Annotated in this window: 11 protein-coding genes; 4 read left to right on the forward strand and 7 right to left on the reverse strand. The window is 38.8% G+C overall.

Annotated features, from left to right (window positions below; all coding sequences use genetic code 11):
* Nucleotides 1-473 precede the first annotated feature (473 nt).
* The 5 genes from FSB84_RS08280 to FSB84_RS31665 form a co-directional block, all read right to left on the reverse strand.
* On the reverse strand, nucleotides 474-1,439 hold the full coding sequence (locus FSB84_RS08280) for a hypothetical protein (RefSeq protein ID WP_130542009.1): 966 nt from the start codon (nucleotides 1,437-1,439) through the stop codon (nucleotides 474-476).
* A gap of 629 nt (nucleotides 1,440-2,068) precedes the next feature.
* Nucleotides 2,069-3,061 (reverse strand): RhuM family protein, encoded by a 993-nt coding sequence (gene rhuM, locus FSB84_RS08285; protein ID WP_130542008.1) that lies wholly within the window; start codon nucleotides 3,059-3,061, stop codon nucleotides 2,069-2,071.
* Nucleotides 3,062-3,505: 444 nt separating this feature from the next.
* Nucleotides 3,506-3,943, reverse strand: coding sequence for a hypothetical protein (locus FSB84_RS08290; RefSeq protein WP_130542007.1), 438 nt, complete (start codon nucleotides 3,941-3,943; stop codon nucleotides 3,506-3,508).
* 89 nt (nucleotides 3,944-4,032) lie between these two features.
* A complete protein-coding gene (locus FSB84_RS08295) occupies nucleotides 4,033-4,551 on the reverse strand; it encodes a recombinase family protein (RefSeq protein WP_225980012.1) in 519 nt (172 codons plus the stop codon).
* The gene (locus tag FSB84_RS31665; RefSeq protein WP_130542005.1) at nucleotides 4,448-4,804 is read right to left on the reverse strand and encodes a recombinase family protein; all 357 of its coding nucleotides are present in this window, start codon (nucleotides 4,802-4,804) and stop codon (nucleotides 4,448-4,450) included. The genes FSB84_RS08295 and FSB84_RS31665 overlap by 104 nt, the downstream gene beginning before the upstream one ends.
* Nucleotides 4,805-5,367: 563 nt before the next feature.
* Between FSB84_RS31665 and FSB84_RS08305 the strand changes: the two genes are divergently transcribed.
* Together FSB84_RS08305 and FSB84_RS08310 are read left to right on the forward strand one after the other, a co-directional pair.
* Nucleotides 5,368-6,318 carry an ABC transporter ATP-binding protein gene (locus FSB84_RS08305; protein ID WP_225980013.1) on the forward strand — a complete coding sequence of 317 codons (951 nt, stop codon included), beginning with the start codon at nucleotides 5,368-5,370 and terminating at the stop codon, nucleotides 6,316-6,318.
* A 2-nt stretch (nucleotides 6,319-6,320) separates the two neighbouring features.
* Nucleotides 6,321-9,494, forward strand: a complete 3,174-nt coding sequence (locus FSB84_RS08310) for a M1 family aminopeptidase (protein ID WP_147122099.1) — start codon at nucleotides 6,321-6,323, stop codon at nucleotides 9,492-9,494.
* A 245-nt stretch (nucleotides 9,495-9,739) separates the two neighbouring features.
* Here FSB84_RS08310 and FSB84_RS08315 read toward each other — a convergent pair whose 3' ends face one another.
* On the reverse strand, nucleotides 9,740-11,368 hold the full coding sequence (locus tag FSB84_RS08315) for a hypothetical protein (RefSeq protein ID WP_130542003.1): 1,629 nt from the start codon (nucleotides 11,366-11,368) through the stop codon (nucleotides 9,740-9,742).
* Between the two features lie 286 nt (nucleotides 11,369-11,654).
* Nucleotides 11,655-12,335 (reverse strand): hypothetical protein, encoded by a 681-nt coding sequence (locus FSB84_RS08320; protein WP_130542002.1) that lies wholly within the window; start codon nucleotides 12,333-12,335, stop codon nucleotides 11,655-11,657.
* 544 nt (nucleotides 12,336-12,879) lie between these two features.
* Between FSB84_RS08320 and FSB84_RS08325 the strand changes: the two genes are divergently transcribed.
* A complete protein-coding gene (locus FSB84_RS08325) occupies nucleotides 12,880-14,367 on the forward strand; it encodes a S41 family peptidase (RefSeq protein ID WP_130542001.1) in 1,488 nt (495 codons plus the stop codon).
* 514 nt (nucleotides 14,368-14,881) lie between these two features.
* On the forward strand, nucleotides 14,882-15,277 hold the full coding sequence (locus tag FSB84_RS08330; RefSeq protein WP_130542000.1) for a GreA/GreB family elongation factor: 396 nt from the start codon (nucleotides 14,882-14,884) through the stop codon (nucleotides 15,275-15,277).
* The last annotated feature ends 169 nt before the right edge of the window (nucleotides 15,278-15,446 follow it).

The following is a 15,446-nucleotide window of genomic DNA, read 5'->3' on the forward strand; positions in this document are numbered from 1 at the left end:
TAGTATTAATCTACTTGAATAGTATGATAAATGTCCTGCCAAACTACCAAACCGAAAAGGTGATTAAAAAAATCTTTTGTCCGATTTTTTTATAGGCTGAAATGTAGGCTGGTGATGTATATGCGGGCAATGGCTTCATTGAGTCGGGAGGTTCGAGTATATGTTCCGTCAAAAGTGAGTTTTCAGGGAAAATTGAAGCAATGAAAGTTCGTTTCGTGAATGTTTTTACGGACGTAGGTTTCGTCAATAACCAAGGGTTTTTCCACTTAATAACTCCTTGATTCCTTGCTCCTGCTCTGGTAGTTCAAATAGCTTTTTCAAATGCCGCAATGATAGGAAGACATTCTGCCTCTTTCTCCTATGCGATACTTCACGTGGTTAATTCAAGTATGAGACTCCTGATCGAAAATGTCAAATAAATAATCGAATGGGTATGCGATTCCACGAATCCTTATTTATGATTTTTTGAAAACCTAATAAACGTGGGCGAGATAACGGCTCACAGTCCAAACATTATCTTCCATGTAAGTATTTTTACATGCTGCATGTATGCCTTGGTCGTCTGTGACCAATATCACCTTGGTACCATTATTTCTTTCCAGGAAAGTTTGATAGCATGCTGATGCCAAGATTTGAATATCGTTGAGAGTATTCCATTTCGGATTTGTGTAATCAGACAGCGCATCAACGCCATCTAGCATTTTCATAAATAAAGTTTGTAGGAGTACCAAAAGTGGTTCAAAGAATGTAAAAAAATCACTTAATGGCCGTTGAAATTTAGGATCAATATTTGTTATATCTAATTTAATCTGGTGAACAGAATGCGCTCTATCTAACATGGAAAGGTTGAATAACATTAGTGCTTTTCCTGACCTAATATCTTTCAAGATTTTGGGTTTTGTTTTTTTATCTTTTTTGAAATGAGTCCAATCTACAATCCCGCCAGTATAGGATTTAATAAAATCTTCGAAATTATCTCTTATTTCCTTTTTATCATGTAGAATCTGACTGCCTATTGCTAGTAAATTTTTCTTTTCTGGACTTATATTGTTGTCAGGATCTTTCGCAATTAATTCTAATGTTGCTAAAATTAGTCTATACGCCCCAAATAGAAGGGATGATTTCTGGAAATAAAATTCACTTAAAATTTCATTCAATGGAGGAATAAAAGAAATGCTGTTATTAGGCCCGCCTGGATTCGATTGTGTATGATGATATTGAAGAATAAGAGCCTTCTTGCAATCCTCAAAATGTGGATCGGTTTCGTCACTAAGATGTCGCATCAATTCCATTGAAACTGTTATACTCAAGAGGCTGGTACAATTGACACTTCTTTCTCTTATTCGCATCTCATTTGCGGTTGGGAGTATTTCTGCTTCTCTTTTTCCGGTCACCAGTTTTCTGTAAGCATTTGTATCAAGAATGAATTGAATGGCCATTTGATGAGCGATTGTTTAATAATTTAGATAAAAGGCTTGAGAGCTAAGATATCTAAAGTAAACGATCCGAAGGTGAATGACTTTGGGGGTCATAAGTAGGCTAATCGACCCATATCATTCAAAAAATGGTTCGAGAACTGTTCCGTCAGGGCTACTAAGTAAATTGAAGGCTTCAAGTGATTGTACTTGAGGCTTTTGTATTTTGAGGTGTTTTCCCTGAGTAATTATAATATTCTGATTCTCAAATTGGATCGGATTCGATTCTTTTCGGCTAGCTCTCCTAGTTATAACCATTGATCAGGTTTAGGTTAAAAACTCTTCGAAATTTTCAGGAGAAGTAATCGTGCTTGCAGTACCGGGATAATTAGTTGTAAAAGTTTCAGGAAAGAGGGGCTTTACATTTTGCCTCATTTGAATTCAAACGCCAGCGAGCTGTCATAATATTTTTGGATTTCAATCCGACTATATTATGATATTGTTGGATTTGCAAGAAAAGACGAGTACTTGATAAAGCACTTATATAACAATATAGGTGATTTTCTATTTCAATGCCCTCTTAGCATCCTCTACTCCATTTGCCACTCAATGGAACGTACATTCGAAACCTATCTTTGATTATACAAATTATATCAATTATATCCATTGATCAGATTGACCACAACCTGCGTCATAATTTCTTTCTCATCCGGCTTACTTTCTGCGATCATAAGGGTTAGCGCCACCAGTGCATTATCAGCTATGCGTTTTGTCCCATCTTGTCGGTAAAGCAATCCGTTTTTTTCAAGGAACCAAACAAAAAGGAAAGCTGCAATACGTTTGTTGCCATCGGAAAAAGAGTGATTCTTGACTACGAAATATAAAAGATTTGCTGCTTTTTCTTCAACACTGGGATAAAGATCAGCTCCGGCAAAGGATTGATAGATTGTTGCAATCGAGCTTTTGAACGATTCATCCTTTTCATTACCGAATAGACTGCTGCCTCCGAATTTATCTTTCAGGCCATGGATAGCGGTTATGGCTTCATCATATGTTGCGACAAAGGATGGTTTCTTGTGCGTCGCTTCTATAGTTAGTGTGCGGTGATCGTATTTATCTAATACGTCAAGCGCATAGGTGTAATCAGTCAACACCTTCAGTAAGCCTGTGGCTTCATCCGATGTTAGGTTTTTTGTTTCCAGCACGTTTCCCAGCAACCGGACAGTTTGCTTCAAAGCGTCGAATTGTTGCGCCTGATCAGCCAGTAGTTTTTCATTAAGGGAATAGCCTTTAACAAGATAATCTTTCAATATGTTATTGGCCCATATGCGGAACTGGGTTCCGCGCAGGGAGTTTACCCGATAGCCAACAGAAATAATCATATCGAGGTTATAGCGGGTGATATTGCGTGTAATCTTCCTTTTTCCCTCTTTTTGAACTTGTGCAATTTTTGCACTAGTTGACAATTCATTTAATTCCAGTGACTTGTAGATATTTTTGATATGCTTGGTAATAGAGGTTCGGTCTGTCTGAAAAAGTTCTGAAAGTTGCTGCTGGTCAAGCCAAACTGTGTCATGATCCAATGATACGTCAATGGATGTCTGCCCATCAGGAGATTGATAAATAATGATATTTCCGTTTTCCATGCGTTTTAATAATAGATAAAGTTAGCTGACTTGTAAACAGGACGAACCAGGAAGAAAATAAAGGCCAAGAACGCTTAAAGTGTCACTCCGGCAGATTGGCGAAATCCTGTAAATCGGGCCAGAATTGGTTAGATATAGGTGCCATCGGCGGTTACTACACGGGATTCTCAGATAAACTGGAAACCCTCATTTTTGTTTCCTTCGGCATTCCGCTCGTTGCTCGTTTCTGCCATAAATCATAAATAATATAAAAGTTTGTTTTTTACAATAGACTTTAAATACACAGTACTTGGTACTTATGGGCGAATATAAATCAATACACTCGTCTATTGGGGTACTTTGAGCAACCCTTTTTTTCAACAAATTAATTCTAAAACTATACTGATAGGAATATCAAATCTGAAAAGTCAAATTCGATTTGGTTCGACTTCCCGCTCCTTGCCTCTACCATACCGGAAAGCAGCAAATGTTGTCTGCTTTCCGGTTTTTTTGTGCGCTGAAATGCAGACTGGTGGTGTAGATCCGCCCGACGGCCTCATTTATTCTTGTGGTTCGATATTGTGTTCCGTCAAAAGTGAGTTTTTCAGGAAATATCGAAACAATGATGATGCGTTTCTCCTCAATGCTGCCACGGACGTAAGTTTTATCAATAGCCATGAGTTTTTCCACGCCTCTTTTTAACAACCCTTCGATTCCTCGCTCCTGCTCTGGTAGTTCAAATAGCTTCTTTTCTAATGCGGCAACGATAGGAAGGCATTCAGCTTTTGTTACTTTTTGGTCTTCCGGATCGAGCTTTTCTTCAGACACAATTTTGCGGGTATTGCTGATACGGTGATTGAGTTCGTCGATCTGCTTTATGATTTGTCTTCGACCTGATCCCATCTCTTTTATTTGCTCTTGATATGCTTCGTAAATGACGGCGGCAATTAAGTCAGCATATGCAGGATGAGGTTTTAACTTCTTCAGTGTTTCTACAAATAGCTCATTTGCTTCAGGAGCCTTGTACCTGGCTCCGCATTTGGAAGTACAGTGGTAATAGTAGTATACGTCTGCTCTTCCTTTCGAGCCGCTGCTGTGCGTTTATTTCTTTTTCGGCCACTGATCATATCCCGCACTTCATCAAATAAGGATTCGGAAATAATCGGCTCGTGCTGGCCTTCCACAATCAGGGGTTCTTCTTCTTTGAATTTCGGTATCAGAATTTTCCCACAATACACGGGGCTCCTGATTGCATTCCAGAAATTGCTTCGACTGCATTTCAGCCCTTTCTTGGTAGCTTCTTTGCGAATCTGATCTGCAACAAACTGACCTTTCGCTATTTCTTCAAAAGCCCAACGAATAATAGAGGCAGCAGGCTCTTTCGGTGTAATAAACTTGCGTCCATCTTCAGTTGATTTGTTGATATAACCTATGGGAGCTGACGCCATCCATCGTCCTTCTTTTCTGGCTCTGCGCATTTTCGACTTCAGGTGCAGCCAGATAAAAGGCAAGCATCATCTTGTTTTCTGGGATGGAAAGATCAAGCAGTTGCTCTTCTGCTTGTGGCTCTATACCCAATCGTCGGAGTGTACTGATCATCGGGTAAGCGTCACCGGTATTGCGGCTGAACCTGTCCCATTTGTTAAATAGGATAATATCTGTTTTTCCTTTGTGTTGGCGTTGGTCGGATAAGAGTTTGCTCCACTCAGGCCGGTTGAATGTTTTTGCCGAATGATCCTCATATACAACAGTTGATTCGAGCAACCAATGCTTTGGACTATTAGTAGTTACTTATTTTAAATATTTTTTAAAGGAGGCTTTTCAATCTGTAAAAGTATTTGGGAAAATCTCTCTTTCATGTGTAGCCTTAAGCGCAACACTCCGCCGACTTTGTAACAATTCCCGGCAATGTTTCCATGTTGCAGGTACCAAAATGAAACCAAGCAAACCCAGTCGAATTACCTTGATGATCAGCCATCTCAAAAAATGACCACTCAACAGTTTAATGAACCAAACAAGGTATTATATATTGCAAGGTATAGTGCTTAAACTATATCTTTGTTATGCATGTGAATGGGTAAAGGGCCTTTAAAGGGATAAAAAACCATACTATCAAAAACAAAATGATTTCTGTCGTGGCTCCACAAAAAAAGAAAGCCCCTGTTTGTGTCTCACGAACAGGAATCATAAGATATAATGGCTTAAGGACATGGGTGAGGATAATATTGAATACGCGCTAAAATCGTACATAAAAATTGGTGAGGTTTTTTTGTGACAAAGGCGAGATCGATGTATATGCCTTTGTGGTTATGCCCAATCATGTACACTTGATTTGGAAAACAAATGGGACACGAGCCAGTGCGACCGGAGTGCATAGAATTCTATTGCCTAAAACCTTTGCTATGAATAAATTACTGATCAAAAATCTAAACAAGACCTACTCCAATGGAGTAAAAGCCATCAACAACATTTCATTGGAAATAAGCAGTGGTTTGTTTGGATTGCTGGGGCCCAACGGTGCAGGGAAATCATCGCTCATGCGCACTATAGTTGGACTGCAACATGCCGATAGCGGCGAGATCATTTTCAACAACGTAAATGTTGTGGATGATCCTCTCTTCCTTAAAAAACAGTTGGGTTTTTTACCGCAAGACTTTGGTGTGTATCCTAAAATAGCTGCATATGACCTGCTGAACCACCTAGCTATTTTGAAAGGAGTTACCGACTCCCACGAAAGAAAGGAACAAATATTATCGCTACTGCAAAAAGTGAATCTATATGCTTATCGAAAAAAAGAAGTACATACTTTTTCAGGTGGCATGAAACAAAGATTTGGAGTTGCCCAGACATTATTGGGCAATCCGAAGATTATTATTGTAGATGAACCCACGGCAGGACTTGACCCCGAAGAGCGCAACAGGTTTAACAGTCTGCTCAGTGAACTGGGAGAAGACATCATCATCATTCTTTCCACACATCTGGTGGAAGATGTTCGCAATTTGTGCTCGCAAATGGCTATCATTAATAACGGGTCTGTTTTGAAACAAGGTAATCCTAATGATCTTATTGCAGGCCTTCAAGGGCGCATCGGACGAAAGCAAATAAAAAAGCAGGAGCTTGACGGTTATAAAAGAGATTACTGGGTAATATCCTCACAGTTCATAACAGGCAATCTAAATATTCATATCATGGCCGATATGATGCCTGCTGGGTTCCAGCCTATATACCCCACCCTGGAAGATGTGTATTTCTCTATACTTAACCAGAATTCAAATTAAATATGACAGCCTTATTCTTATTCGATATAAAGCGTTTCTTCAAAAGATGGAGCACCTATGTATTACTGACATTGATAGTTGCATTGGGCGTAGTGATAGGAAAAGATGCACATTTTACAATAAGCGAAAGTGTTTATCAAAATTCACCTTACCAAATTTCTTTTATCACCGCGCTCTTCAGTTTATCAGCTATATTATTTTCAACCATTTTGGTAGCCCAGCATGCAAACAAAGAGCTGGACCATAATTTTCAGCAGATATTTTTCAGCACACCAATCAGGAAAAATCAATTTATTGGAGCAAGATTTGCATCATTGTTAACAATCAGCTTTTTCCTCACCGTTTTATTTACAGGAAGCTTTTTGTTTGGCCATCAATTATCGGCATCCAACCTAAAGAGTGAGTCTGTTTCATGGCTCTATTACATACAACCTGTTCTTTTGTTTACTTTCATCAACACGCTTCTTATAACGGCTGTGTTAAGCTTTGTCGGATGGATCTCAAAAAACAAACTGATCATATACGTGAGCGGACTATTGCTGTACATGATATATACGGTCACTCTCATTTATTCAGGTTCACCATTAATTGCAGGGGCGCTGCCGCAATCAGAACAATCCAGGTTAATCAGTGCTGTTGTAGATCCATTTGGGATGTCCGCATACTTTTATCAAACATCATCCTGGACAGTTGAACAAAGAAACACACAACTGATTTCGATAAAGGGATTATTTGCCTTGAATAGAATGATTGTTGTACTCGTCTCTTTATTGTTTCTTTTTTTAAGTGTCAGAAAATTTAGTTTTTCAAAAAGACAATCAAGGACCCCATCCAAATCAAAAGAAAACACACACGAGAATAATTTGAGCTTCAGCTACAAACGCACGCCTACACAACATAATGCCCAGGCACAAGCAAAATCCTTGCTTTCTTTTTCTAAAATACATTTAACCTATATTGTAAAAAGCATTCCATTTATATTGGCTTTATTGTGTGTCCTTTTTACGGTAGGAATGGAAATGTATGCTGCAATTGAAAAGGGCCTCAGAATTCCACAGCAATATGTGAGCTCAGGATTAATGACCAATACCATTATTCAGCATTTTTATGAATTAGGTTTGATAATCGTATTGTATTATGCATTTGATATTTTTTGGCGAAGCAACTCTGTACGTTTTGACCTGATTGAAAACAGTACCGCCAATACTTCAACCGCTTATTTTTCAAAGTGGATATCATTAACAGCGGTAGCATTAATTTTTACCATTGCATTAATTTTTGAAGGAATTGTATTCCAATTATTATACAACTATCCGGCCATTGAATGGAAAGTGTATGGGAACCTGCTTCTCTTTATCACGTTGCCATTGATTTTAATGAGCGGGTTTCTATTATTGATTAAGAAAATAATCAACCGGAAGTATGTAGGACTGGGTGTTGCAATATTATTCGTTTTAATAATGGCAACATCCATTGGTAAAAATTTTATCACACATCCCCTGGCGAAAATACTCCACGTCGTTCAGGTGAAGTACAGTGATATGAATGGATTTGGTATATATGGTTCTGCGTATTTAAAAGGAATATTCTTTGAGCTTTGTTGTCTGGTAGCATTACTCTGCATCTACAACCTGGTAAAGAAAACCAATAGAAGCTGGCAGGTATGGATGTTGTTGATCGGAGCTGTCTCTATATCTTCTTATACCGGCATAAAATTATTGGATGGATATAAGCCAAAAAGCGAAACAGCCGGTTTAACAGCACAGGCAAATTATGAAACGCAGTATCGTAAATACAGCAACCGTCCTCAACCAACTGTTACCAGCATAATTACAACTGTAGATTTGTTTCCGGAAGAAAACGCTTACCATATAAAAGGCAGCTACACACTTGAAAACAAAACCAATTCAAACATCGACAGCATCCTGGTAAATTTTGCCAATGATTTTAAAATTGAAAGTGCAGCGCTCCAAATTGCTGATGAAATAATTAGAGTCAAAGATCAGTACCAGGTGCTTGCACTTCAGAAAGCGTTAATGCCAAATCAAAAGGCAACCTTTCATTTCAATATTTCCTACCAGTGGAAGGCGGTGAACGGCCATCAATCATTTAATGCCATTGTTGAAAATGGTTCCTTTATACGCATTAGCCGATACTATCCTCATTTTGGATATGTACTGGAAAATGAAATTGAAGATGACGCAATCAGAAAAAAATACAAACTGGGTGCCATGTCGGCTACCACAAGATTTGACGCACCAAAGACTGCTAATGATGATTTCATTACACTTGATATGACGATCTCTACATCAGGCAATCAAACGGCCCTTGGCATTGGAGAGTTAACCAAAAACTGGAAACAACAAAACAGGAATTATTTTCAGTACAAAACCAATGATCTTATTCCGTTTCGGTTTGGTATATCTTCTGCTCAATACGCGGTAAAAAAAGAAAACTATAAAGGCAAAAGTATTGAGATCTATTTTCACCCAACACATGCAGAGAATGTAGATCATCTCATGAATAATGCACGGTTAACCATGGATTATTGCGAAACAAATTTTGCAAACTATCCATTTGAAACCATCCGGTTTGCAGAAGTATCGGGCTTTACCAGTGGCTTTGCAGCTACGGCTTATCCTACTACCATCTACATGACAGAAAACATGGTTTTTCACTCCAATATTAAAGCCGATAAGCAACAGGATGTGATCAATGAATTAGCTGGGCATGAATTAGCTCATTTGTGGTGGGGCAATAATCAAATAAATCCAGACGACAGAGATGGATCGGCCATGCTTACCGAAACATTGGCCATGTACACCGAAATGATGTTGCTCAAAAAAATGCATGGCAAAGAAAAAATGTTGGATCGCATTAAAATGCACCTCGATATTTATTCCTTCAGCAAAGGTTTTTCAATAGAACAGCCATTGTATAAGGTTCAGGCAGGAGAAACTCATATATCCTATTCAAAAGGAGCCGTGGTGATGTATCTTTTAAGTGAATTAATAGGTGAGCAAAAAATAAATGAGGTGCTGAGAAGTTTTATTGAGAAACATAAATTCCCGTATCCAAAACCTGTTTCAACAGATTTCTTAACGGAGCTATACCGTTTAACGAACCCCTCAGTTCATCCTAAAATAGATACATTATTTAAAAAATTGAGCCGCTAAGTGTGGAAGTGCCTTTAATAGCGGAAAATTCTTTCAGGCAATAGTGTGTTTTGTTCGGTTTTACCGAATAGTTGCTGGGAAATTTAGAAATCGCCACACCGGTATTTGCTTTGTAAGACAGCTCTTCAACTGTCAAGAAATCCTTGATAGTAGAACCAAATCAGACCTGAAATAGTTCGAGAACTGCTCAGTCGGGGCTACATTTGATAGCAAAGCACTTATATAACAATAGAGGTGCTTTGCTATTATTTAAACAGGGCATTAAAGTCTTTCGCCTTTGCAGACGTTGTTTCAAAAAAGCAACTCTGATCGTTTTGTCCGGGGCTTCCTTCCCGCACCGTATTTTGAGTATGTTTCAGACACAGCGCATTGGCATTATTGCCCTGCCAGTATTCAAGAGAAAAAGGGTAAGTTATTTTTTCAAGTTTTCTTGTCGTCGTCTTCAATCGTTTTATCCTTGTTTCCAACACTTCCCTTACATGCTCTGCACTCATGCCGTTATTTATTTTACCTACACTCCATTCTTCATTGGTGCCTTTTAAAGGTGTAATGATAAGTTGGTTGCCATTTACAGCATAAGTACCAGTTTCGTATTGCAGTACATTTACGGGGTTGGTTGCAAGTGCGGATGCAGCAGTATAAGCAAAATGGTAAGTTCCATCTGCATTGAATTTATATTGATATAACCAGAAACCTCCGGTATGGAAACCGCTCATGCTTCCATAGGCGGCTCCATGTTTTTCCAGCGACTGAGCTTCCCATATTTTGCCGGCAAGGGGAGAATTAACTGTATTAGCAGATGCGGTGGCTGTTTTGTTTACAGCGCCTTCTTTAAATCCGGGCGGAGTAACTATTGCAGGGTTGTTATTGCTATTGCAGGGCTTAAAGGACCATCCGTTAGGATAATCGGGAATGCTGCTAAACGAACCCTCTCTTTCCGTTGATTTTACTGCTTGCAGAATTAAATTGGTTTCGTTGACGCCTGAGAAATAACGAAGCGTAAATACATAGATAACTTTCTCTAATTTTCGGTTACTTGTTTTTAGCTGTTTCCCCCATTTATCGGGATGCGTTTTATCCTTGCTCCACTCTTCATTGGCGCCGCTTAGCGGCGAAATGGTCAACTGATCACCACTCACATGATAGGTGCCGCTTTCATACTGAAACAATAAAGTATGTATAGAGGAAGAAAAGAATTTGTGGCGGTATGTATATGTTCCATCTTCTTTAAAATTGTATTGTTTGGTGGAATACCCAGGGGATAAACTACCATACTGACTTTCAGAAACAGAGTAGCTCCAGTTGCCTGCAATGGCCTTGTTTGCGACAGAGGAATTTTCGTTAGCTGTTGTGTTGGATGCAACTTTCGCTAATGCTAATGAATTTGTAAATGCCAGCAATTCATTTTGGTATTTATCTGTATTGCTCATCAATACCACGCTCGCCATTTGCCCGCCGCCGGTTGCTGTTATCAATGTAGCCAATCCTTTTTGTGCACCATTGGTATAGTGGGCAGTCCCCGAAATGATCTCCCATCCATTTTCTTTTGCGGGTTTCAGCATGATCGGTTCAGTATTTACCTGCACAGATCCTTTTATCAATTTATCCCAATTCATCTTAAAATTTTCATTCGCATCAGCATTTGATGCGATGGCGTTGGTAATAATGGCTATAGCATAAGCGTGAGTTTTATTGTCAATAACTGATAGTTGCACGCCACCTTCTTTTTGCTGTTGTTGCCAACCCTTTGGAGCAGTGTAGCTAACCATGTCAATACTTTGTTTTTGCGAATTGCCGCTTAAACTCATTAATAGAATTGAATATAAAGCCAGTAATTTTTTTATCAGTGGCATTGCTAATGGTTTATGATACATACACTTCTTTTTTGAATGACTTTTCAGCGTTACGGTAAAAGTTTGCGCCAGCATCTACGCTGCCCTTTGCTCCCCTGTCAGATACCTGCGGGCTGCCGTTGGGCGATGTGCTGATGGTGATGTATTCTTTTGAAGATGCACCCACCGCCGATTGCTAACATATTGCCTACCCAGAACGGAATCCCTGTTCATTTGCTGCATCAGCACAAAGTGATGATGCAGCAAATGACAGAAATATCATAAATAAGTATAGGACTGTTTTTTCATCCGGCTGCTTTTTGGGTAATCACTTGTTGTAATAAGTATAAGCCGTGGTGTCAGTTTGAACTAACGTATTACCTGGCTGGGTATACATATTAAGTATTCTCTTAGTTACTAATCCTATATCATCTGTCTGGTATTGGTATTCCATCGTTTGCCTGATGGCGTTATTGTTGAGTTTGTCGTAGTAAGTAGTCTTTTGCAGTAAATTCTTCGAGGGCTTTCCATAAAAAGATGCAGGCAACCCTCCTCCGTAAAAAACCGCACGATAGGGCAGATTGGCGATATACTCATACACCACAGAATCTAATGCGTAAGGAATGCCGGGGCTTATTGGTATGCGTTCAGAAATATAATATGTAGTTGCATTGTTTGTATAATAGTATTTGGCTTTATTGATATAGCCGGAAAAGTAGTTAGCTGCATTGGACAACATACCATCGGTTTGGTAATTGTATTTAGCAGATTGTGTAACCGTACCGTTGTTCGAACTCCAACTGCTATCTATATATCCTGCAGCATTCAGTTTATCGTATGTTTTTTGGTTTGATAGAGTACCGTTGGTATACAGAGCAGATGTATAAATGCCATTACTGAGCGTGTGCGTAAAGCTATGTACACTTCCCATAGAGGTACGCCGGGTATACCGATAGGTACTGCCTTCATATATGTAGCTTGTTGTATCGGAAGATAGGCTTGAAGACATACCGCTGTAGTTTCTTAATGAATGCGTGGCCGTTTTAATTTTGTATTGGCTATAGTCCGTAACAGGGGGCTGGGTATCTTCCTTTTTACAGGCAAAAAGTACTATGCTTGTGAAAGCGAAAAGAAATATTTTTTTCATGTTCAAGTCTTATAGAGTAAAAATGGGGGGTAATTTGGAGGGGGACAATCATAGAAAACCATGATTTTTCGGATACCGGCCTCGAAAAATCATTAAAAAGAATGATGGGGACCTTTTGAAATACGCACTTTGGTACCTGTTTTGAAAAGCTGCTCCTCAACTGTCAAGAAATCCTTGACAGTTGATATTAGATAGTTGAACCAGATCAGGTCTGAAAACGTTCGAGAACCGTTCATCGGGCCTACAAGTAAGACAAACCCGCTTTAAAACTTAGCGGGTTTGAGCCTTTACACACTTTGCCGGGTTATGTAACATTTATTAAACTTCTGCGTATAGATCATACGCGCTCAAGACCATTTTGAGTTGTCGTATAATCATTGATAGTTTTTTGCATATAAAATCGAATATGTTCACCAGACGCTTACTAACCTTCTGCCTTCTATTTATCGGAACAGGGTTTGCCTATGGCCAGGACTGCACCTGTAGCACAGCTTTCCAATGGATGAAAAAGACTTTTGAGGAGAATGATGCGGGATTTACATACATACTTTCAATAAAAGGACGGGCCGCATATGATTATCATAATCTAAAAATCCAGGAAAAAGTCAATGTAGCAAGAAGCAGGGAAGAATGCCGGCTTGTACTGCAGGAGTGGTTGCGTTTTTTTAGAAAAGGGCATGTTTACATAAAAGCACTTGAAACCGAAAAGGGAAACGAAACCCCGGCTCCTGCTCAACAATTAGATACGCTTTCTATCAAGAATCAATTTAAAGAATGGCCACGATTACAAATAGATCTTCCTGAATTTGAAAAATACCTGAGTAATAAGAAAACTCAGGACTTTGAGGGTATTTGGGATTTCCCTCCTTATAAAATTGCTATTAAAAAAACAGAAAATGGATATAAGGGTGTTCTAATAAATAAAGTTTCTCCTTATTGGGAATCAGGACAGATAAAACTGGAAATAATAAGAGAAGGTAATGAGTTAAAAGGGGTAGGTTACATGCGTGATCATTCCAAAGCTAAAAGCGATCAACTAGAAAGTATCGGTCAGAATTATTTACAAGTTGCCGGCTTTTGGTTGAAGCGGCTGGCGCCGGTTCTTCCTACGGAAACAGAAGTCCAGGACTATTTAACATCACTGAATACCAAAAGCCCATTTATAAAACAGTTGGACAAAAACACACTGTATTTCAGAATCCCTTCATTTGATCCGAGCCAGAAAAAGGTAATTGACAGTGTGCTGAACGCGAACGATAAAATCCTGTCAACTATGCCAAACCTTATTATCGATATTCGGGGTAATGGAGGTGGTAGCGATTTTAGCTTTAGTAATATCATACCCTATTTAAAAACGAATCCAATATCAACTGTTGGAGTTGAATACCTGAGTACATCGATGAATAATAAAAGGATGTTGGATTTTCTTAATAAACCAGAATACAAAACTTTTTTTTCTAATGAACAAAAGGAATGGATAAAGAAATCATACGATACTTTACAGAAGCATTTGGGAGAATTTGTCTATTTGAACGAACCTATAAAAGGTAAAGAAGCGGAGGAATCTTTCACAAAAAAAGTATACCCCAGGCAAGTGGGTATAATAATAGATGGCGATGTAGGCAGCACAGCTGAACAATTTGTGCTGGCGGCTAAACAAAGCAAAAAAGTAAAATTTTTTGGAACTCCTACTTTTGGGGCACTTGATATTTCAAATATGTACTCTATAAAAGATCCCTGCAACGAATATGAGTTAGGGTATTGTCTTTCTCGCAGTAAGCGAATCCCGCAATATATCTTAGATGATCGTGGTTTGCAGCCGGATTATTTTATTAGCAATGAAGTTCCGGGGTTTAAATGGGTCACATATGTGAAGCAAATTTTGGAACAGTAGCTGTACGTCCAAATGGTCAAAAAGCTGCATGAAATTGTCTCTGCTCATTGGCAGGCTGTTTTCGAATTCTTCGGCAGCTTTTTTACTAAGGTTGCTGAGAATCTGTTTGCGGCTATTTTTCTCGAATTTGTCGGGCATGATAAATACTTTATTGTTCTTGCCTTGAATCTATAATGTCAATTTACACAAGTTTTGCGGACGTCTTAATCAACTCTTGGATTGAAAATTTAGCACTTTCTTCCAAATGACCAATTTAAGTTTTCATATATTCGTGAAAATGTGTAACCACAAATTAAATAACCATTTGTTGGCTTCCGGGTTTCTTCAACTTACCGGAGTTACACCCTTTGCAGGTAAACGACTCTTCGCTTTCTCAAATCCAAAAGACTTTAATAAGTAATCCCCGGTCTCATTTGCATTCCGGGGGGTATAAATTCTGATTTCGTTGCAAAACGAAACCGATATGCTATCTGCCGTATCAATTATCTTTTATACAACTTATTAAACATCTATAATGAGCAATAACTTCATTCTCTTACAGGAAGATTTTCAACTGTTAACCTCAGCTCTCAATACTGATAAACATTATTTAGAACTTTCAGATGCAGAGAAAAATAAAATAAAAGACAAGCTGGCCAACGCCCAACAGGTAAGCGCTATAGACTTCCCGAACAATGTATCTCGCTTGTACGATGTTATTACCTTACGAAACATCAAGACCCGGCAAAATCTGCAATTCAAACTGGTTCCACCTGCTGAAAGGGATAACTGGTCCGGAAAAATATCAGCTCTTTCTCCACTTGGTATCGCTTTGCTTGGAGTTATACAAGGACAAAGCGTTTCCTGGCAGGCTGGTAATAAGACGAATTATTACACGGTAATGGAAGTTCGCAATGCTGTATTTATTTAGAGATGGTTATTTCAAAAATAATCCCCGAAACCAACGGTTTTGGGGATTATTCAATTATGAGCAGTTAGCAGTTTTATGGTTGTCCAGGTCTCATTTATTCCTTCCTGTATGATTTGGATATAGCAATTGAACCTCGTCGCTCTGTATTATTGTTGAAGTATTGATTTCC

It is taken from the genome of Pseudobacter ginsenosidimutans (assembly GCF_007970185.1).
GTDB classification, from domain to species: domain Bacteria; phylum Bacteroidota; class Bacteroidia; order Chitinophagales; family Chitinophagaceae; genus Pseudobacter; species Pseudobacter ginsenosidimutans.

What these genes read in the sequence shown, in the direction of transcription:
- FSB84_RS08280 (WP_130542009.1), bottom strand. Translation starts at nt 1,439, where the DNA reads ATGGCCATTCAATTCATTCTTGATACAAATGCTTACAGAAAACTGGTG.
- FSB84_RS08290 (WP_130542007.1), bottom strand. Translation starts at nt 3,943, where the DNA reads ATGGGATCAGGTCGAAGACAAATCATAAAGCAGATCGACGAACTCAAT.
- FSB84_RS08325 (WP_130542001.1), top strand. Translation starts at nt 12,880, where the DNA reads ATGTTCACCAGACGCTTACTAACCTTCTGCCTTCTATTTATCGGAACA.
- rhuM (WP_130542008.1), bottom strand. Translation starts at nt 3,061, where the DNA reads ATGGAAAACGGAAATATCATTATTTATCAATCTCCTGATGGGCAGACA.
- FSB84_RS08315 (WP_130542003.1), bottom strand. Translation starts at nt 11,368, where the DNA reads ATGTATCATAAACCATTAGCAATGCCACTGATAAAAAAATTACTGGCT.
- FSB84_RS08330 (WP_130542000.1), top strand. Translation starts at nt 14,882, where the DNA reads ATGAGCAATAACTTCATTCTCTTACAGGAAGATTTTCAACTGTTAACC.
- FSB84_RS08310 (WP_147122099.1), top strand. Translation starts at nt 6,321, where the DNA reads ATGACAGCCTTATTCTTATTCGATATAAAGCGTTTCTTCAAAAGATGG.
- FSB84_RS08320 (WP_130542002.1), bottom strand. Translation starts at nt 12,335, where the DNA reads ATGTCTTCAAGCCTATCTTCCGATACAACAAGCTACATATATGAAGGC.